The following is a 15303-nucleotide window of genomic DNA, read 5'->3' on the forward strand; positions in this document are numbered from 1 at the left end:
GCTTCACCCGCCGCGTCGCGTCCAGATGGCAACGACTCCGCATTCCGCGTCCGCCGTCAGGAATTCGGGTGGCATCGTGCTCATGCCACGATAGATCTCGATGCCCTCGACCGATGACGGATGCACGACGTCGTCGATGCGGAAGATGTCTGCACGCGGGCCACTCGGTGTCATCATGGTCGGATTGAGCAGCATGCCATCGACGAAGATCCTTGCCGTACAGGTCCGGCCCGTCGAGCGCCCGACCGCGACGACCGGACGACTGCCGACGCCGCCACCACGCAGCTCCACACCCGGAACGCCGCGTAGCAGGTCGGTCACGAACATGGGTCGCTGGCGGTCGATCTGCGCTCGGGTTATGTAGGTGCCCATGCCTCGGCGCACACGCTCCCGGAACTCCTCCAGGAAGGGGCTGGGACCACGCGAGCGGCCGACGACGGCGAGGGGTGCGAGCAGCATCACGTCGGGATCCAGCCGGATCTCGATCTCGAAGAACGTGTGCTCATCGAAGTAGAGCGTCGGTGCCGTGTTCGCCTCGTAGGCGGGATGACTCGCCCGCAGGTCGACCGCGGCCGTACGTTGTATGATGAACTCGAAGCGGCCGTCGGCGTCGGTGACCGCCTGGCGCAGGAAGCGGCCCCAGGTCGAACGCGCGGTGACCTCCGCGCCGGCCAGCGGCTCGCCGGTGTCGTTGGCGAGAACGCGGCCACTCACGCGCACCTGTGCCGTTGCGGCCGAAGCGGCGCAGAGCAGGACGAGGGTCCACAGCAGGGGGAGGCCGCGGTTTCGCATGAGTGCGGGGGCTCGGTGAGTCTCCTCCAAGGTGCTGTCCAAGTACGGATCAGGCAAGAAACGTGAGAAGGGACATGACTCAGGGGTCAGGACGCCACACGCCGCGCCGTGTGGAGAAGCCATGGGGCCACGAGCTGATCTGGGCGGAAACGGATCAGTACGTGGGCAAGATCCTGCACATCAAGGCAGGACACGCGCTCTCGCTGCAGTACCACAACACCAAGGACGAGACCATCCACGTGCTGCGCGGCACGCTGCGCTTCCTCGCCGGCCCCTCGGCCGAGAGCGTCGAAGACGTCGAGCTGAAGGAAGGGGACAGCTTCCGGGTCGTGCCGGGCACCGTGCACCGGATGATCGCGGTGAGCGACACGGACCTGCTGGAAGCGTCGACGGCCCACCTGGACGACGTGGTTCGACTGGAGGACCGCTACGGCCGGAACTGAGGGGCCGGCCGCTGCCACTGCATGGCTGGGTCTTGGTACGAACCTGGGAGACAGGGAGGCCATGCTGCGGCGGGCGCTGCGTGCGATCAGCGCGCTCGGCACCATCGAGGCCGTCTCACCGGTGTATGCGACGTCGCCAATCGGTTTCGCGGCGCAGCCGGACTTCTGGAACCTCGTGGTCCGCATCCGCACGGAGCTCGAGCCCGTGTCGCTGCTCGCAGCAGTGAAACACGTGGAAGTGCGGCTCGGCCGCATGCCGCGGTTCCGGGACGGACCGCGCGAGATCGACATCGACGTGCTGCAGTACGACGACGTGATCCGCACGGAGGCGCCGGTGCTGCCGCATCCGCGGATGCAGCAGCGTGCGTTCGTGCTGCGACCGCTTGCGGATCTGGACCCGGACCTGCGTGACCCGCGTGACGGCACACGCTGGGCGGATCGGCTGGCTGAAGTGGAGGGGCAGGGCATCGAACGCGTCGCCGACGGCGCTGCACTGCTGGACTTAGATGAGTAACGGAATTCTGCCGCGCGACGCGGCCGGGGAGCAACGATGACGAGATGGCTGCTGGCCGGAGCGGCTGCACTGCTGCTCGGCGCATGCACGAGCAACGGAGAGCGCGCTGCCACAGAGGACGTGGATCCCTCACTCGAGGCGCTCGTCGACTCGCTGATCCCCGGGCTCGAGCGGCTCTCGGGGCTGGAGCGCCGCGAACCGCTGCAGATGGCGATGCAGAGTCGCGACGAAGCTCGCGCGTACATCGAGCGGCAGCTCGATCGGGAGATGCCGCCCGAACGGATCCAGGCGATCCGCAAGAGCTACGCGGCCCTCGGGCTGATGCCGGACACGCTGGACCTGCGCTCCCTGCTGCTCGAGCTGTACACGGAGCAGGTGATCGGCTACTACGACCCGGAGACCGACCGGCTGTACGTCATCGAGGGTGTCGACCGCGAGCTGCTGCGACCGGTGCTGGTGCACGAGCTCGTGCACGCGCTGCAGGATCAGCACGTGAATCTCGATTCACTGATCGCGAGTGAGGCCGGCGTCGAGAAGGCGGTGCTGGATGGCAATGACCGGCAGACCGCGGCGCAGGCGGCCATCGAGGGTCACGCGACGCTCGTCATGCTCGCCTTCCTCGCCGAGCAGATGAGCGGCCGCACGATCGATCCGCTGGCTCTGCCGAATCCGGCCATGCAGCTCGGCTCGTCGATGCAGGCGCAGAACAGCCAGTTCCCGGTCTTCCAGCGGGCACCCGCCGTGATCCGGGAGACGATGATCTTTCCGTACGTCTCCGGTGCGGGCTTCGTGCACACCGTATGGACCGCGCGCGGGGTACCGACGTTCACCGATCTCATTCCCACGTCCACCGAACAGGTGCTGCACCCACAGGAGCGGTACCTCACGGCTGTCGATGAGCCGACCGCGCTGGAGCTCGTGGTACCCGACGGCTGGCAGCCCGTCTACGGCAACGTACTGGGGGAGTACGAGACGCGGCTCTGGCTGCGCGAGCACCTGGGCGTGAGCGCGTCGCGCGCGTCGCAGGGGTGGGACGGTGACGCGTTCCAGCTCATCGCCACCGAACAGGGCGACACCGCATTCGTCTGGTGGTCGGTGTGGGACGACGAGGCGTCGGCGCAGAGGTTTGCCGACGCGGCCGCACGCGTGCCGGCGAACGGCGGCGGGCTGCAGGTACGTCGCGCGACCGTAGACGGCATGCCGGCGGTGTCGGTGCTGCGGCGCGTCAGTGGCGCGGCGGCACTGCCCGAGCTGCCGCCGCGCATCGTCGAGTAGCTAGACGTCGAGCCAGACGGGGCCGCCGTCCGACTGCGGGCGGCGCGGCCGCCCCTTGCCGCTGGTACCCGTCGCCCGCCGCGCACCGCCGACGCGGTTCCGCGCGCTCCGCTTCCGCTCGATCGGCACGACATCGCCGGTCGTCTCGTCCTGCGGCAACGGATAGCGGAACTCCTCGCCTGCATAGTTGCGCAGCACGACCTCGCGGTTGGTGATCGACTGCACGTACTCCGGCAGGATCGGGATCTTGCCGCCACCGCCGGGCGCGTCGATCACGAAGTGCGGCACGCCGAGCCCGCTGGTCCAGCCGCGGATCGCGCGGATGATCTCGATGCCCTTCTCGATCGACGTGCGGAAGTGCTCCCCGCCCGCCACCACGTCGGCCTGGTAGATGTAGTACGGCTTGACGCGGTTCTTGAGCAGCTTCTGCATGAGCAGCTTCATGACGGCCGGGTCATCGTTGACGCCCTTGAGCAGCACCGTCTGACAGCCGAGCGGGATGCCGGCGTCCGCGAGTCGCGCGAGTGCAATCTCCGATTCGGGCGTGATCTCGGCCGGGTCATTGAAGTGCACGTTCACGTATACCGGATGGTACTGCTGGATCATCCGTACCAGCTCCGGCGTAACGCGCTGCGGCAGGTGGCTCGGCACGCGCGTATGGATGCGGATGATCTCGATGTGCGGGATCTCGCGCAGCGTCTTCAGGAAGAACTCGATGCGCCGGTCCGACAGCAGGAACGGATCGCCGCCCGAGAGGATGACGTCGCGTACTTCCGTGTGCTCGCGCAGGTAGGCGAACGCGGAGTCGAACTGGTTCAGCGGGATCTTCTCGGGATCGCCCACCTTGCGACGGCGCGTGCAGAAGCGGCAGTAGCTCGCGCACACCGGCGACACCAGGAACAGCACGCGGTCCGGGTAGCGGTGCGTGAGGTTCGGCACGGGGGAATCCGCGTCCTCGTCGAGCGAGTCGACGATGCCATCGACAATGTCGTTTTCCGCCGGCGTCGGCACGTACTGCCGCCAGAACGCATCGCCGGGCGCCTGGATCTTGGCGAGCGCGGCCGGTGTGATCCGCAGGTTGAACCGATCGATGGCCTTCTGTACGGCTTCGCGGTCGATGTTCTCCGCGCCGAAACGCTCCACCAGCTCGTCGACTGTCGTGACACTCTGTCGCAGGATTTCCTGCCAGCTCTCCATGGCACCCGTCCGGGTCAGAGTACGCGTCTGGCGAGGATCACACGATCATCGCCATCGGCGTAGAAATCGGGCACGCGCGCGACTTCCGTGAAGCCGCGCCGTTCGTAGAACGCCCGGGTGCTCGCATAGAGCTCCTGGCCGGACGTTTCGACGAGGATCATGCGGGCGCGTCCGCGCAGCCGGCGCTCGACCTCGTCGATGAGCAGTGTACCGACGCCCGCGCGCTGCAGTGCGGGTGCGACGGCGATCCAGTAGATGTCCCAGGTCCCGACCGTGCACGGTGTGGGGCCATAGATCACGTAGCCGGCCAGCGCGCCGTCCGCCGCGAGCGCGGCGTGAGCGCTGTAATCCGTATCGGGCGCCGCGCAGTACGCGTCGAACACCTCGAGCGCGACGTCGATCTCGTCCGCGCGGAAGTAGCCGGTGTCGCGCAGCAGACGCTCGAGCGCCGCGCGGTGGGTGGGAAGCAGGCCGCCGATGCAGACGGCGTCGGTCACGGGCGAGCTCATGCGTGCACCGCAGACAGCGCATCGTCCAGGATGCGCTCGACCAGCTCCGTGTAGCTCCATCCTGCCACGTGCGCCATGCGCGCCAGGCCGGCGGAGGGTGCCAGGTCCGCGTTGGGATTCACGTCCAGCACGTGCAGCACACCGTGCGCGTCTGCGCGCAGGTCCACGCGACCGTACCCACGACGCGCGATCGCACGCCACGCCGTATGCGCAGTCTCTATCGCCTGCTGCGCGAGCCTGGGCGTGACGCCGGCAGGGCAGACGACACGCGTGCCGGTGTCCTCGACCGAGCCCGTGTTCCACTTTGCCGCGTATCCCACCACGCGCGGGAGCTGCGGGGGCATCGCACTGTAGTCGATCTGCGCAACGGGCAGTGCCGTATCACCCACGAAGCCGACGACCAGCTCCACGCCATCGAGAAACTGCTGAGCGAGCAGTGGGACGTGCGCGCGCGCGTCATGCAGCGCACGCTCGAGCTCCGCAGCGTCGTGCACGACCGCGCTCTGGCCGATTCCGATTCCCGCGTCCTCGCCGGCCGGCTTCACGATGGCAGGGAAGTGCGTCCAGTCCGTCTGCGTATCGAACGTTTCGTCCACAAGCACCCACCGCGGCACCGGCAGGCGCGACTGCAGCAGCAGGTTCACCCGGTCCTTGCGACGCGCGAGCGCAAGGGCTTCCGCGTCGGCACCCGTGAAGGGCAGGTCCGACGCAGCGATCGCCCGCGCGGCGTCGGCCTCCGCCGCTGCATCGCCGTCCAGTCCCTCGCACAGGTTGAATACGACGTCCACCGCGCAGGTTTCGAGTGCGTGCATCCAGTTGCCGGTCGCGGAAGCGCCGATGCGCACGCAACCGTGCCCCAGCGACATCAGCGCAGCCGCAACAGCATCCACCGTCTCGAGCACGCCGGCGACGTCCGGAGCTGCGCCGGGCGCATCCGCGTGCGCGTCGTACACGATGGCGGCTCTCATGCGACCCGTCCGATGCGCCGGAGCGCCGTGTCGAGCACGGTGAGAATCAGTGTGTCGTAGTCCATGCCGGCTGCGCGTGCAGCCTTGGGAAAGCAGGAGTTCTGGCGCGGGTCGGGAAGAATGCCGGGCAGGGGGTTGATCTCCAGTACATGCGGCTGGCCGGCGTCGTCCAGCCGCACGTCTACCCGTCCCCAGTCACGGCAGCCGAGCGCGTGGTATGCGCGTAGCGCCGCATCCTCGATCCCGCGTGCGAGCGCACTGTCCACGTGCGCCGGACACGCGAAGATCTCGAGCGGATTCTCCGGCACGTCCCACACCCACTTCGCCTCCCAGCCGTAGATGGGCACGGCTCCAGCCGGCAGCGCGGAGAGCGCAATCTCGACCAGCGGGAGCGCGTGTGCTTCCGCACCGTTGCCGAGGACTGCCACGGTGAACTCGCGCCCGCCCAGAAACCGCTCGACGAGTGCAGGCTGCGCGTACCGCTCATGCATCGCACGAACGTGTGCCTCGAGCTGCGCCGTCGTGGTGCACAGCGACGCCTCGCTGATGCCCATGCTGGAGCCCTCGTGCACGGGCTTCACGAACCACGGCCCGCTGCCGGGCGCAGCGAACGGCATGTCGGGCGCCGCCACGCACCACTCCGGCGTCGGCACGCCCGCGGCCGCGAACACCTGCTTCGCGCGCGCCTTGTGGTGCGCGAGCGTGAGCGTCAGCGGATCACTCGCCGTGTAGGGGATTCCGTAGAACTCGCAGATCGCCGGGACGTGTGCTTCCCGGTTCGGGCCGTGCAGCCCTTCGGCGATGTTGAAGACGATGTCGGGGTGCGTATCGCGCAGACGCGAAGGAAAGTCGGCGTCGGCCTCGAGGCGGATCACCGTTCCCGCACGCGCAAGCGCGGCGGCGACGGCGTCGATCGTGGCGGGGTCGTCCCACTCCGCGTAGCGGTCGTGGGTGCCGAGACTTGGGGGCTCGTCTTCCCCTTCCGGGGCATCCTCGGTTGGCTTCTGGTTGAACGCGAAGCCGATGCGCAGATCCTGCACGCTACCCCTATGAAAAAGCGCGTTTCGCTCTCGGGCAGAAACGCGGTTGTCCGGTCGTGCTCATGATGTCCGGCGCACACGCGCCGACATCGTATATAATGCACGACCCACCCGTGCGTAAGGGGGTTGTTCGGGGGCGTGCCGGAGCGGGCGATTGCTTGCCCGCTGCGCGCACATGGGCCTACCTTGCCCGCCAGCAAGGAGCCGCCTTTTGATCCATCTCCAACTCGCACTTCCGCCGGACGGCTGTGACGTCTACATCGACGCCGGCCTGCTGGAAGTCGTCCCGTCCAGCATCCTCGAGGCCGTGCCCGCGGCGCATTACGGCATCGTGGCCGACAGCCACGTAGCGGACACGTATGCCTGGCCGCTCGCGACCGCACTGCGCGAGGAGGGCGTGCGGGCGGACGTCGTATCCTTTCCGGCCGGCGAGGCGCACAAGTCACGCGAGACCTGGGCGGAGATGACGGACGCGCTGCTGGCGCGCCGGCTCGGCCGGGATGGCTGCATCATCGCGCTCGGTGGCGGCGTCGCCTGCGACCTGGGCGGGTTCGTTGCCGCCACGTACATGCGCGGCCTGCCCTGTGTGCAGGTGCCGACCTCGCTGCTGGCGATGATCGACGCCTCGATCGGCGGCAAGACCGCGGTGGATGTGCCTGCCGGCAAGAACCTGGTCGGCGCGTTCCTGCAGCCGCGCCTCGTCGCGATCGACCCGCTGGCCTTGCGGACGCTGCCGGAGCGGGAGCTGCGCGGGGGGCTGGCCGAGGCGCTGAAGCACGGGGCGATCGCGGATGCCGACTACCTTCGCTGGATCGGTGCGAGCACCAGCGCGCTGCTGGCGCGGGAGCCGACGGCACTCGCGCACCTGATCCGGCGCTCCGTGGAGATCAAGGCCGCCGTCGTGCAGGCCGACCCGCTGGAGCGGGGCGTCCGTGCCATCCTGAATTTCGGCCATACGGTCGCACACGCGATCGAGGCACTCTCGGCCTATGCAGTCCCACACGGCTACGCCGTAGCGATCGGCATGGTCGCCGAAGCGGAGATCGGCGAGGCGGCGGAGGTGACGGAGCCGGGCACCGCGGCCGAGCTGCGCAGGGTGCTCCAGGGGCTCGGCCTGCCGACGGCGCTGCCCGCCGGCCTCGCGCCTGCCGACATCCTGAGCGCTGCCGCGTCGGACAAGAAGGCGCGCGCGGCGCGCATCCGCTACGCCCTGCTGAGCGAGGCCGGCTCAACGGCCACGGACCGCAGCGGCTCGCATACGATCGCGGTGGAGGACGCCGTGGCGCTGCGTGCGCTGAGCCGCTGTCAGCCGAGGGAACGACGCGACGCAAGTGTTTGACTGCCGTGCGCGGCGTCCGCTATCTTCGGCGGCGTGACGGTATGTCGGCGGACCGCGACGGTGGGCCCCTGGTGGGCGGCTCTGGAGGCGTAATGGCGCTCGACCAGCGTTTCGCTGGGCACACGGTCGCCGGCGTCCTCGAAGCGCAGGCTGCCGAGAACCCCGACCGCGTCTTCCTCATTGCGGGGAATCGCCGCTTCACCTACGCGCAGGTCAATGCCCGGTCCACGGCACTCGCCGCGGCGCTGATCGAGCTGGGCGTGGAGCGCGGGGACCGGATCGCCGTCGACCTCCCCAACTGGCCGGAATTCGTCGTCTCCCTTTTCGCGGCGGCCAAGCTCGGCGCCGTGATCGTTCCGCTCAATCCGCGCTACACCGTGCCCGAGCTGCAGTACATGCTGCGGCACTCGGAAGCCACGGTGGTGATCAGTGCCGAGGATTTCGGCGGCACGGACTACCTCCAGCTCTTCGAGGGCTTCCTCACGTCGCTGCCCGAGCTGCAGTACCTGGTCACGGTAGGCGAGGAGGACCTGTGGTACGACGACCGGATCTACCAGTTCGAGGATCTGGTCTCCAGCGGGGAGTCCGGAACGGAGGTCGTGACGCCGGAGCTCGATCCGGTACAGGATACGTTCGCGATCCTGTACACATCGGGCACGATGGGCAAGCCCAAGGGGGTCGCGCTCACGCACGAGAACCTGATCTCGACGTCGGCACTCACCGCCGACGCCATCGGGCTCTCGGCGGACGACGTCGTCTTCGGTGTCACGACGGTCTTCCACGTCTTCGGTCTCGGCCCCGGCATCATCGGGACCGCCATGGCGGGCGCGACGCTGGTGCTGCAGGAGCAGTTCCTGCCTGACGAGGCGCTGCACCTGATCGAGCAGCACCGGGTGACGGTGCACTATGGCGTGCCAACGGTGTATGTCACGGAGATGCGCGAGCTGGACGTCACCGAGGCGGACCTGTCGTCACTCCGCGTCGGGATCGTGGCCGGTGCCCCCATCGGCGATGAGCTCGTGCAGCGGATCCGCGACGCGCTCTGCCCGAACCTCCACGTCGCCTACTCGCTGACGGAGACCAGCTCCACCGTCGCGATGACGCGACCGGAGGACCCGCTCGACAAGAAGCTCTTCACCGTGGGGCGCCCGTTGCCGGGCACGGAGATGCGCGTGCTCGACCTGGACGGTACGATCCTGCCCAGTGAGAGCCTCGGTGAGATCGCGGTGCGTGGGCCCGGTATCATGAAGGGCTACTACCGCCAGCCCGGCGAGACGGCGCAGGTCTTCGACGACGAGGGCTACTTCCTCACGGGCGACCTGGGCATGATCGACGAGGACGGGTTCGTGCATATCGTCGGTCGTCGCAAGGAGCTGATCATTCGCGGCGGCTTCAACGTCTATCCGCGCGAGGTGGAGGACCGGCTGCACGCGCATCCCGCGGTGCTGGACGTCGCGGTCGTCGGGCTGCCGCACGAAGTGCTGGGCGAGGTCGTGTGCGCGTGCGTGGTGCCCGTCGAAGGTGCGATCGTGACGGGCGAAGAGATCAAGGAATGGTGCCGCGGCACGCTCGCGGACTACAAAGTACCGGACCTCGTCCGGTTCTTCGACTCCTTCCCGCTAACCGGCAGCGGCAAGGTTCGCCGAGTCGAGCTGGCCCGCATGGTCAGCGCCGAGGAGTCGAGCCGGCGGCCATAGCGGCCGCCCGGCGGCCCGCGTCCTGCGGGCAACACGCGCGTGCGTCGTGGTGACGCACGCGTACAGAGAATAGCGACGCCTCCTTCGGCTCGTCTCGCGACGATGACCGGAGAGCCGCGCGCCGCCGGACACGAAAATCCGCCGGCCCGCCGCCCTCCTGCAGCCGCCGCGAGCAGAGGAAGGGGGCCCGCCGACCGCGCGCAAGGATGCGCGCAGGGGAATCAGGAAGACATGTCAGCACAGTTCGCACGGGCACCCCACCAGGGACAGGGGCGCACCGGCCAGTCGTCCAATCCGCCGCACGCCGCACTGCTCATCGACTTCGACAACGTCACGATGGGCATCCGCAGCGACCTCACCAAGGAACTGAAGAACCTCCTCAACAGCGACATCATCAAGGGCAAGGTCGCGGTGCAGCGCGCCTACGCGGACTGGCGGCGCTACCCGCAGTACATCGTGCCCCTCGCCGAGAGCTCCGTCGACCTCATCTTCGCGCCCGCCTACGGCAGCGCGAAGAAGAACGCGACCGACATCCGCCTCGCGATCGATGCGCTCGAGCTGGTCTTCGTCCGTCCCGAGATCGGCACGTTCATCCTGCTCTCCGGCGACTCCGATTTCAGCAGCCTCGTGCTCAAGCTGAAGGAGTACGGCAAGTACGTGATCGGCGTCGGCATCCGCGAGTCCGCGAGTGACCTGCTCGTGCAGAACTGCGACGAGTACTACTCGTACTCTGCATTGACGGGGCTGACCCGGGCGGGCGAGGAAGCGCCTGCGGTGAGCGAGGATCCGTGGGAGCTCGTCGACGTCGCGATCCGGCAGATGGCGGACAACGACGACGTGATGCGCTCGGATCGCCTGAAGCAGGTGCTGCTCGAGCTGGACTCCAACTTCGACGAGAAGGCGCTCGGCTTCACCAAGTTCAACAAGTTCCTGCAGGAGGCGGCCAACCGCGGCGTGCTATCGCTGCGCAAGCAGGAGAACGGCCAGTTCGAGATCGCACCGGCCGACGGCACGCCTCCCGCCGCAGACGAGGAGGAGCAGCGCAGCCGCAGGCGTCGTGGCGGGCGCGGGCGCCGCGGCCGCGAGGAGCGCGAGCAGACGGCGGCGCCGGAAGCAGCGACCGAAGCACAGGAAGCGAGGCCGGCTGCCGCCGGCAAGCCGGAGGACGCACCCGCGACCGCCGAGGCGGCAACCGCCGCTTCTGCCGCTCCTTCCGCCGATCGATCAGCCGACCGGGCTGCCGCGACGGCCACACCAGCCGCGAAGCCTGGCGCGGCTGCCGAGCCGGCTGCACCGGCCGCCGGGCCCGACCGGGCTGCTGCAGAGGGCGCACGCCGCGGCGCCGGCACTGCGGACCGAGGTGCTGCGCAGCAGCCGGGGCGCGACGCGGACCGGAAGCCCGCGCGCAGGGAGCCGGAGGCGGAACGCGTTGCGCCGGTCGGCAACGATCTGGATGCCGCGTTCGCGCTGCTCCGGCGAGCGACGCAGGACGCGCAGCGCTCCGCGGGTGGCGGTGTCGCGCGCGATTCCGACGTGAAGCGTCGCCTGCTGGAGCTGGATCCGGAGTGGGACGAGTCGAACCTCGGGTTCAGCAAGTTCAGCCGCTTCCTGCGGCGCGCGCACGACGAGGACGTCGTTACGCTGCACCGGTTGGACAACGGCAACTACGAGGTGGCCGCCGGGGTGGCCGACGTGATCGACGAGTCCAGAGGCCGACGCGGACGCGGCCGTTCCTCGGGCGGCCGGTCGGAGGCGCCCGCGCGCGCAGCGCGCGAAGAGCGTGCGGCCGCGGCTGCGCCCGCAGCGTCGGAGACCGCCGCGCAGGGCGCGCAGCCGGCAGCGCAGCCGAAGGCACCGGCTGCAGCGAAGGCCACGGCACCCGCCGCGGAGGCAGCAAAGCCGCGCGTACCGGAGCAGCCGGCTGCGGCATCCACCACGCGTACGAAGCCCGAAGCGAGTGAGCAGCCCTCCATGTTCGAGGAGGCGGCACCGGCGCGCACGTCCCGCCCCCCGCAGCCGATCGGGCTGCGTCGCGGGTCGCGCAGCCGCGGTGGAGCGCCGTCGGGTCCGCCGCCGCTCTTCGAGGGGCAGACACTGAACGTTGCCGGCGGTGCGAAGGTCGCGCAGGCGGCAAAGCAGCCGACGCCCGAGTCGTCAGTCGCGCAGCCCGCGCAGCCGGCCGCGTCCGCCGCTGCGCCTGCGTGGTTCCCGAGCGAGCCCGATGCATTGCTCAGCCACCTGTCGAGCTACAAGGGTGTCGGGCGCAGGACGGCCGAACAGCTCGTGGAGTCGTTTGGCTCCGGCAGCATCTTCGGCGTGCTCTCCAGTGAGCCGGACCGCGTGCGGGAGCTGCTCGGCAAACGTCGGGGTGATGCGCTCCTGGTTGCATTCGAAGCCGATCGCAACGCGAACGGCGGCGCGCCTGCAGCAGACGCGTCATCAGCCCGGCCCGCAGCGAAGCGCGGACGCCGGGGCGCGAAGCAGCCGGCGAGCAAGGCGGCCGCAAAGACCGGTGCGCGCGGCGCGGCGAAGAAGCCCGCGTCGAAGGGCGGGGCAGCCGCGAAGAAGATCGAGGCCAGTTCGGAAGGCAGCACACCGGCGAAGAAGACCGCGCGCAAGACGGCACGGAAGTCGAGCCGCGCAGCCAGGAAGACCAGCCCGTCGAAGTGAGCGCCCGCAGGCCTGACGCGCTCCCGCTGCCGCAGTCGTTCTATGCGCGCGGCGCGGAGCGCGTCGCGCGTGCGCTGCTCGGCCAGCTCCTCGTCTCGACGATCGGCGAAACGCGTGCGGTCGGTCGCATCGTCGAGACCGAAGCGTACATCGGTCCGCACGACGATGCGTCGCACGCGGCGGAGCGCATCGGGCGGACCATGCGCAACGAGTCGATGTTCGGCCCTCCCGGAATCGCGTACGTGTACCGCATCTACGGCGTGCACTGGTGCCTCAACGTGGTCACCGACCGTGCAGAGTACCCGGCAGCGGTCCTGATCCGCGCGCTGGAGCCGATCGAGGGACTGGACGTGATGCGCGTGCGTCGTTCGGTAGTACGCACCGAGCGTGACCTGTGCAGCGGCCCCGGCAAGCTGGCGCAGGCGCTGGGCATCACCGGTGCACAGGATGGTCATCCGCTCGACTCGCCGCCGCTCTGCATTCTCGAGGGTGCGCGCGTGCCCGCGCGACGTGTGGTCACGCGTACACGCGTGGGCATCACGCGCGCACACGATCTGCCGCTGCGATTCTACGAGCGCGGCAACCCGCACGTATCGCGCTGGTAGCGCGCACGATCACCCGTCGGCACGTCTTCTGCACCCTTCGGCATGGACGCTACTCGCAGCAGAAGGAGGCAGTACATGTCGACCGTTCCCGGACCACGTCCCGATGGACCGCTGCCGCGCCCCGGCGCCCCCGAGCGACGGGAACCGCCGCGCGAATCGGAGCCGGATCGGCGGGAGGCCGCACCTGCCCGCGAGGCGCCGGATTGGATGCCGGAGCCGTACGATCCCGAGCGAGAGATCGAGCCCGCGCGCGAGCCGGCGGCCGTGCCGTAGCCGCGCAGGCACGCGCCGCGACGCTCGCTTCACCGGTCGCGCGAGGATCACGGAGGGCCTCCACTCGGAGGCCCTCTTCGTTCAGCGTGCCGTTCCTGGCATCTGGTAGACACGCGTCCGGCCGGCTCCTACATTGGCCGCGGTTTTCGGGCCGCCGTACTCAGGCCATTCAGGGGGCAGTGACGTGAACATCTACGTGTGTATCAAGCGCGTTCCGGACACGGAGGCGCGCATCAAGGTGAACGGTGCCGCGATCGATCCTGCCGGCATCAAGCACGTGATCAGTCCGTACGACGAGTTCGCGCTCGAGGCAGCGCTGCGACTGAAGGAGTCGAAGGGCGCGGGCGAAGTCGTCGTCGTGAGCGTTGGTGATGCCAGTTCTGGCGAACAGCTCCGCACCGCACTCGCGATGGGCGCCGATCGCGCGGTGCTGCTCAGGGGCGAGGTCACGCCCGATGGGCTCGCCACGGCCAAGGCGCTGGCTGCCGAGCTGAAGGACGCCACACCTGATCTCGTGCTGCTCGGCATGAAGGGCGTCGACCACGACCAGCAGCAGGTCGGGCCGATGCTTGCCGAGCTCCTGGACTTGCCGTGCGTTACGGTCGTATCCGAGCTCCAGGTCGAAGACGGCAAGGTCGTCGCGCACCGCGAGATCGAGGGCGGTGTGGAAGTGGTCGAGGCGCCGCTGCCGGCGGTGCTGACGATCACCAAGGGCAAGGACGAGCCGCGTTATCCATCGCTCAAGGGGATCATGGCGGCGAAAAAGAAGCCGCTCGAGGAGAAGCCGGCGCAGCTCGGTGAGAGCAGGCTGAGCGTGACCGCGATGAGCCCGCCCCCGGACCGCCCGCCGGGTCGCATCGTCGGTCAGGGCGTGGACGCAGTGCCGGAGCTGGTCCGACTGCTGCGCGAAGAAGCCAAGGTGCTGTAGGGGAACAATGGCAAAGATCCTGGCAGTCGTGGAGCAGCGCGAGGGTGCGCTGCGCAAGGTATCGAATGAAGTGGTCGGCGCAGCGCGCGCGATCGGCGACGCCGTCGGCGCAGAGGTGCACGCAGTGCTGCTCGGCCCCTCGGGTGTCGGCGGCGCGGCCGGCGAGCTCGGCCGCTACGGTGCGGACCGGGTGCTCGTCGTCGAGAACGACGCGCTCGCGCAGTACTCGCCCGAGGTCGCGGCGGCGACCATCGCGGCGCAGGCCGACGGCGACACCTACGCGATCGTGTTCGCTGCCAGCGCGCAGGGTCGCGACCTCGCCCCGCGCGTCGCGGCAAAGCTGGATGTTCCACTGGCCGCGGACGTGACGGCGATCGATGCGAGTGGCGGTGAGCTGAACGTGACACGCCCGGTGTATTCCGGCCGCGCGTTCGCCACGCTGACGTTCAGCGGCGGACCGCGCCTGGTTTCGATCCGACCGAATGTCTTCCGTGCAACGGAAAACGCGAAGGGCGGGGTGGTCGATACGATCGAGCCCGCGCTCGACCCGTCGCAGGCGCGCGTCCGGGTGCGCGAAGTAAAGGCCGCTTCGGGTGATCGCCCGGACGTGGGCGAGGCAGCGATCGTGGTGAGCGGCGGCCGCGGCATGAAGGGACCGGAGTCGTGGAACCTGCTCGAGGATCTGCGCGACGCGCTCGGCATGCAGGCCTCGCTCGGTGCCTCGCGCGCCGTCGTGGATGCCGGCTGGCGCCCCCACGCCGAGCAGGTGGGGCAGACAGGCAAGACGGTGTCACCGCAGCTCTACTTCGCCGTCGGCATCTCGGGCGCGATGCAGCACCTGGCCGGCATGCGCAGTGCGCGCACGATCGTCGCCATCAACAAGGATCCCGATGCGCCGATCTTCAAGGTGGCCGACTACGGCATCGTCGGTGACGCGCAGGAGATCCTGCCGAAGCTGACGGAGGCGATCCGCTCGGCCTGAGACCTGAGGCGCGCTGCTTCGACGAAGCGCCCGGCGGGTTACTCGCCGGGCGCTTTTTGTTTTCACCGCTG

At 69.2% G+C, this 15303-nt stretch carries 15 protein-coding genes; 10 read left to right on the forward strand and 5 right to left on the reverse strand.

Translation table 11 applies throughout. The features are described from left to right. Positions 1–3: 3 nt before the first annotated feature. Positions 4–792: a TonB-dependent receptor gene (locus tag VFU06_16855; protein HEU5211069.1), complete on the reverse strand. Its 789-nt coding sequence runs from the start codon at positions 790–792 to the stop codon at positions 4–6. Positions 793–866: 74 nt separating this feature from the next. Between VFU06_16855 and VFU06_16860 the strand changes: the two genes are divergently transcribed. From VFU06_16860 to VFU06_16870, 3 genes are read left to right on the forward strand one after another with little or no spacing between them, the layout of a single operon-like run. Next, entirely contained in the window at positions 867–1235 is a 369-nt protein-coding gene (locus tag VFU06_16860; protein ID HEU5211070.1) for a cupin domain-containing protein, read from the forward strand. 25 nt (positions 1236–1260) lie between these two features. Then, positions 1261–1749, forward strand: a complete 489-nt coding sequence (gene folK / locus VFU06_16865) for a 2-amino-4-hydroxy-6-hydroxymethyldihydropteridine diphosphokinase (protein ID HEU5211071.1) — start codon at positions 1261–1263, stop codon at positions 1747–1749. A gap of 36 nt (positions 1750–1785) precedes the next feature. Further along, positions 1786–3024, forward strand: a complete 1239-nt coding sequence (locus VFU06_16870; protein HEU5211072.1) for a hypothetical protein — start codon at positions 1786–1788, stop codon at positions 3022–3024. Here the strand turns inward: VFU06_16870 and VFU06_16875 are convergent, their stop codons facing one another. The 4 genes from VFU06_16875 to VFU06_16890 are packed head-to-tail and all read right to left on the reverse strand — an operon-like array spanning position 3025 to position 6738. Next, positions 3025–4221 carry a KamA family radical SAM protein gene (locus VFU06_16875; protein ID HEU5211073.1) on the reverse strand — a complete coding sequence of 399 codons (1197 nt, stop codon included), beginning with the start codon at positions 4219–4221 and terminating at the stop codon, positions 3025–3027. 14 nt (positions 4222–4235) lie between these two features. Further along, positions 4236–4730, reverse strand: a complete 495-nt coding sequence (locus tag VFU06_16880) for an N-acetyltransferase (protein HEU5211074.1) — start codon at positions 4728–4730, stop codon at positions 4236–4238. Further along, on the reverse strand, positions 4727–5698 hold the full coding sequence (locus tag VFU06_16885) for a hypothetical protein (GenBank protein HEU5211075.1): 972 nt from the start codon (positions 5696–5698) through the stop codon (positions 4727–4729). The genes VFU06_16880 and VFU06_16885 overlap by 4 nt, the downstream gene beginning before the upstream one ends. Next, positions 5695–6738, reverse strand: coding sequence for a hypothetical protein (locus VFU06_16890; protein HEU5211076.1), 1044 nt, complete (start codon positions 6736–6738; stop codon positions 5695–5697). The genes VFU06_16885 and VFU06_16890 overlap by 4 nt, the downstream gene beginning before the upstream one ends. A 211-nt stretch (positions 6739–6949) precedes the next feature. On the opposite strand from VFU06_16890, the gene aroB reads away from it, so the two are divergent. The 7 genes from aroB (at position 6950) to VFU06_16925 (ending at position 15232) form a co-directional block, all read left to right on the forward strand. Continuing rightward, the gene (aroB, locus tag VFU06_16895; protein HEU5211077.1) at positions 6950–8077 is read left to right on the forward strand and encodes a 3-dehydroquinate synthase; all 1128 of its coding nucleotides are present in this window, start codon (positions 6950–6952) and stop codon (positions 8075–8077) included. A 92-nt stretch (positions 8078–8169) separates the two neighbouring features. Next, entirely contained in the window at positions 8170–9774 is a 1605-nt protein-coding gene (locus VFU06_16900; protein ID HEU5211078.1) for an AMP-binding protein, read from the forward strand. A gap of 231 nt (positions 9775–10005) precedes the next feature. Beyond that, complete coding sequence (locus VFU06_16905; GenBank protein HEU5211079.1) at positions 10006–12444, forward strand: NYN domain-containing protein; 2439 nt, start codon at positions 10006–10008, stop codon at positions 12442–12444. After that, a complete protein-coding gene (locus tag VFU06_16910) occupies positions 12441–13049 on the forward strand; it encodes a DNA-3-methyladenine glycosylase (GenBank protein ID HEU5211080.1) in 609 nt (202 codons plus the stop codon). The genes VFU06_16905 and VFU06_16910 overlap by 4 nt, the downstream gene beginning before the upstream one ends. A gap of 75 nt (positions 13050–13124) precedes the next feature. Further along, positions 13125–13322 (forward strand): hypothetical protein, encoded by a 198-nt coding sequence (locus VFU06_16915; protein HEU5211081.1) that lies wholly within the window; start codon positions 13125–13127, stop codon positions 13320–13322. A 184-nt stretch (positions 13323–13506) separates the two neighbouring features. After that, on the forward strand, positions 13507–14250 hold the full coding sequence (locus tag VFU06_16920; GenBank protein ID HEU5211082.1) for an electron transfer flavoprotein subunit beta/FixA family protein: 744 nt from the start codon (positions 13507–13509) through the stop codon (positions 14248–14250). 7 nt (positions 14251–14257) lie between these two features. After that, on the forward strand, positions 14258–15232 hold the full coding sequence (locus tag VFU06_16925; protein HEU5211083.1) for an electron transfer flavoprotein subunit alpha/FixB family protein: 975 nt from the start codon (positions 14258–14260) through the stop codon (positions 15230–15232). The last annotated feature ends 71 nt before the right edge of the window (positions 15233–15303 follow it).

It is taken from the genome of Longimicrobiales bacterium, from assembly GCA_035764935.1.
Lineage (GTDB): Bacteria > Gemmatimonadota > Gemmatimonadetes > Longimicrobiales > RSA9 > DASTYK01.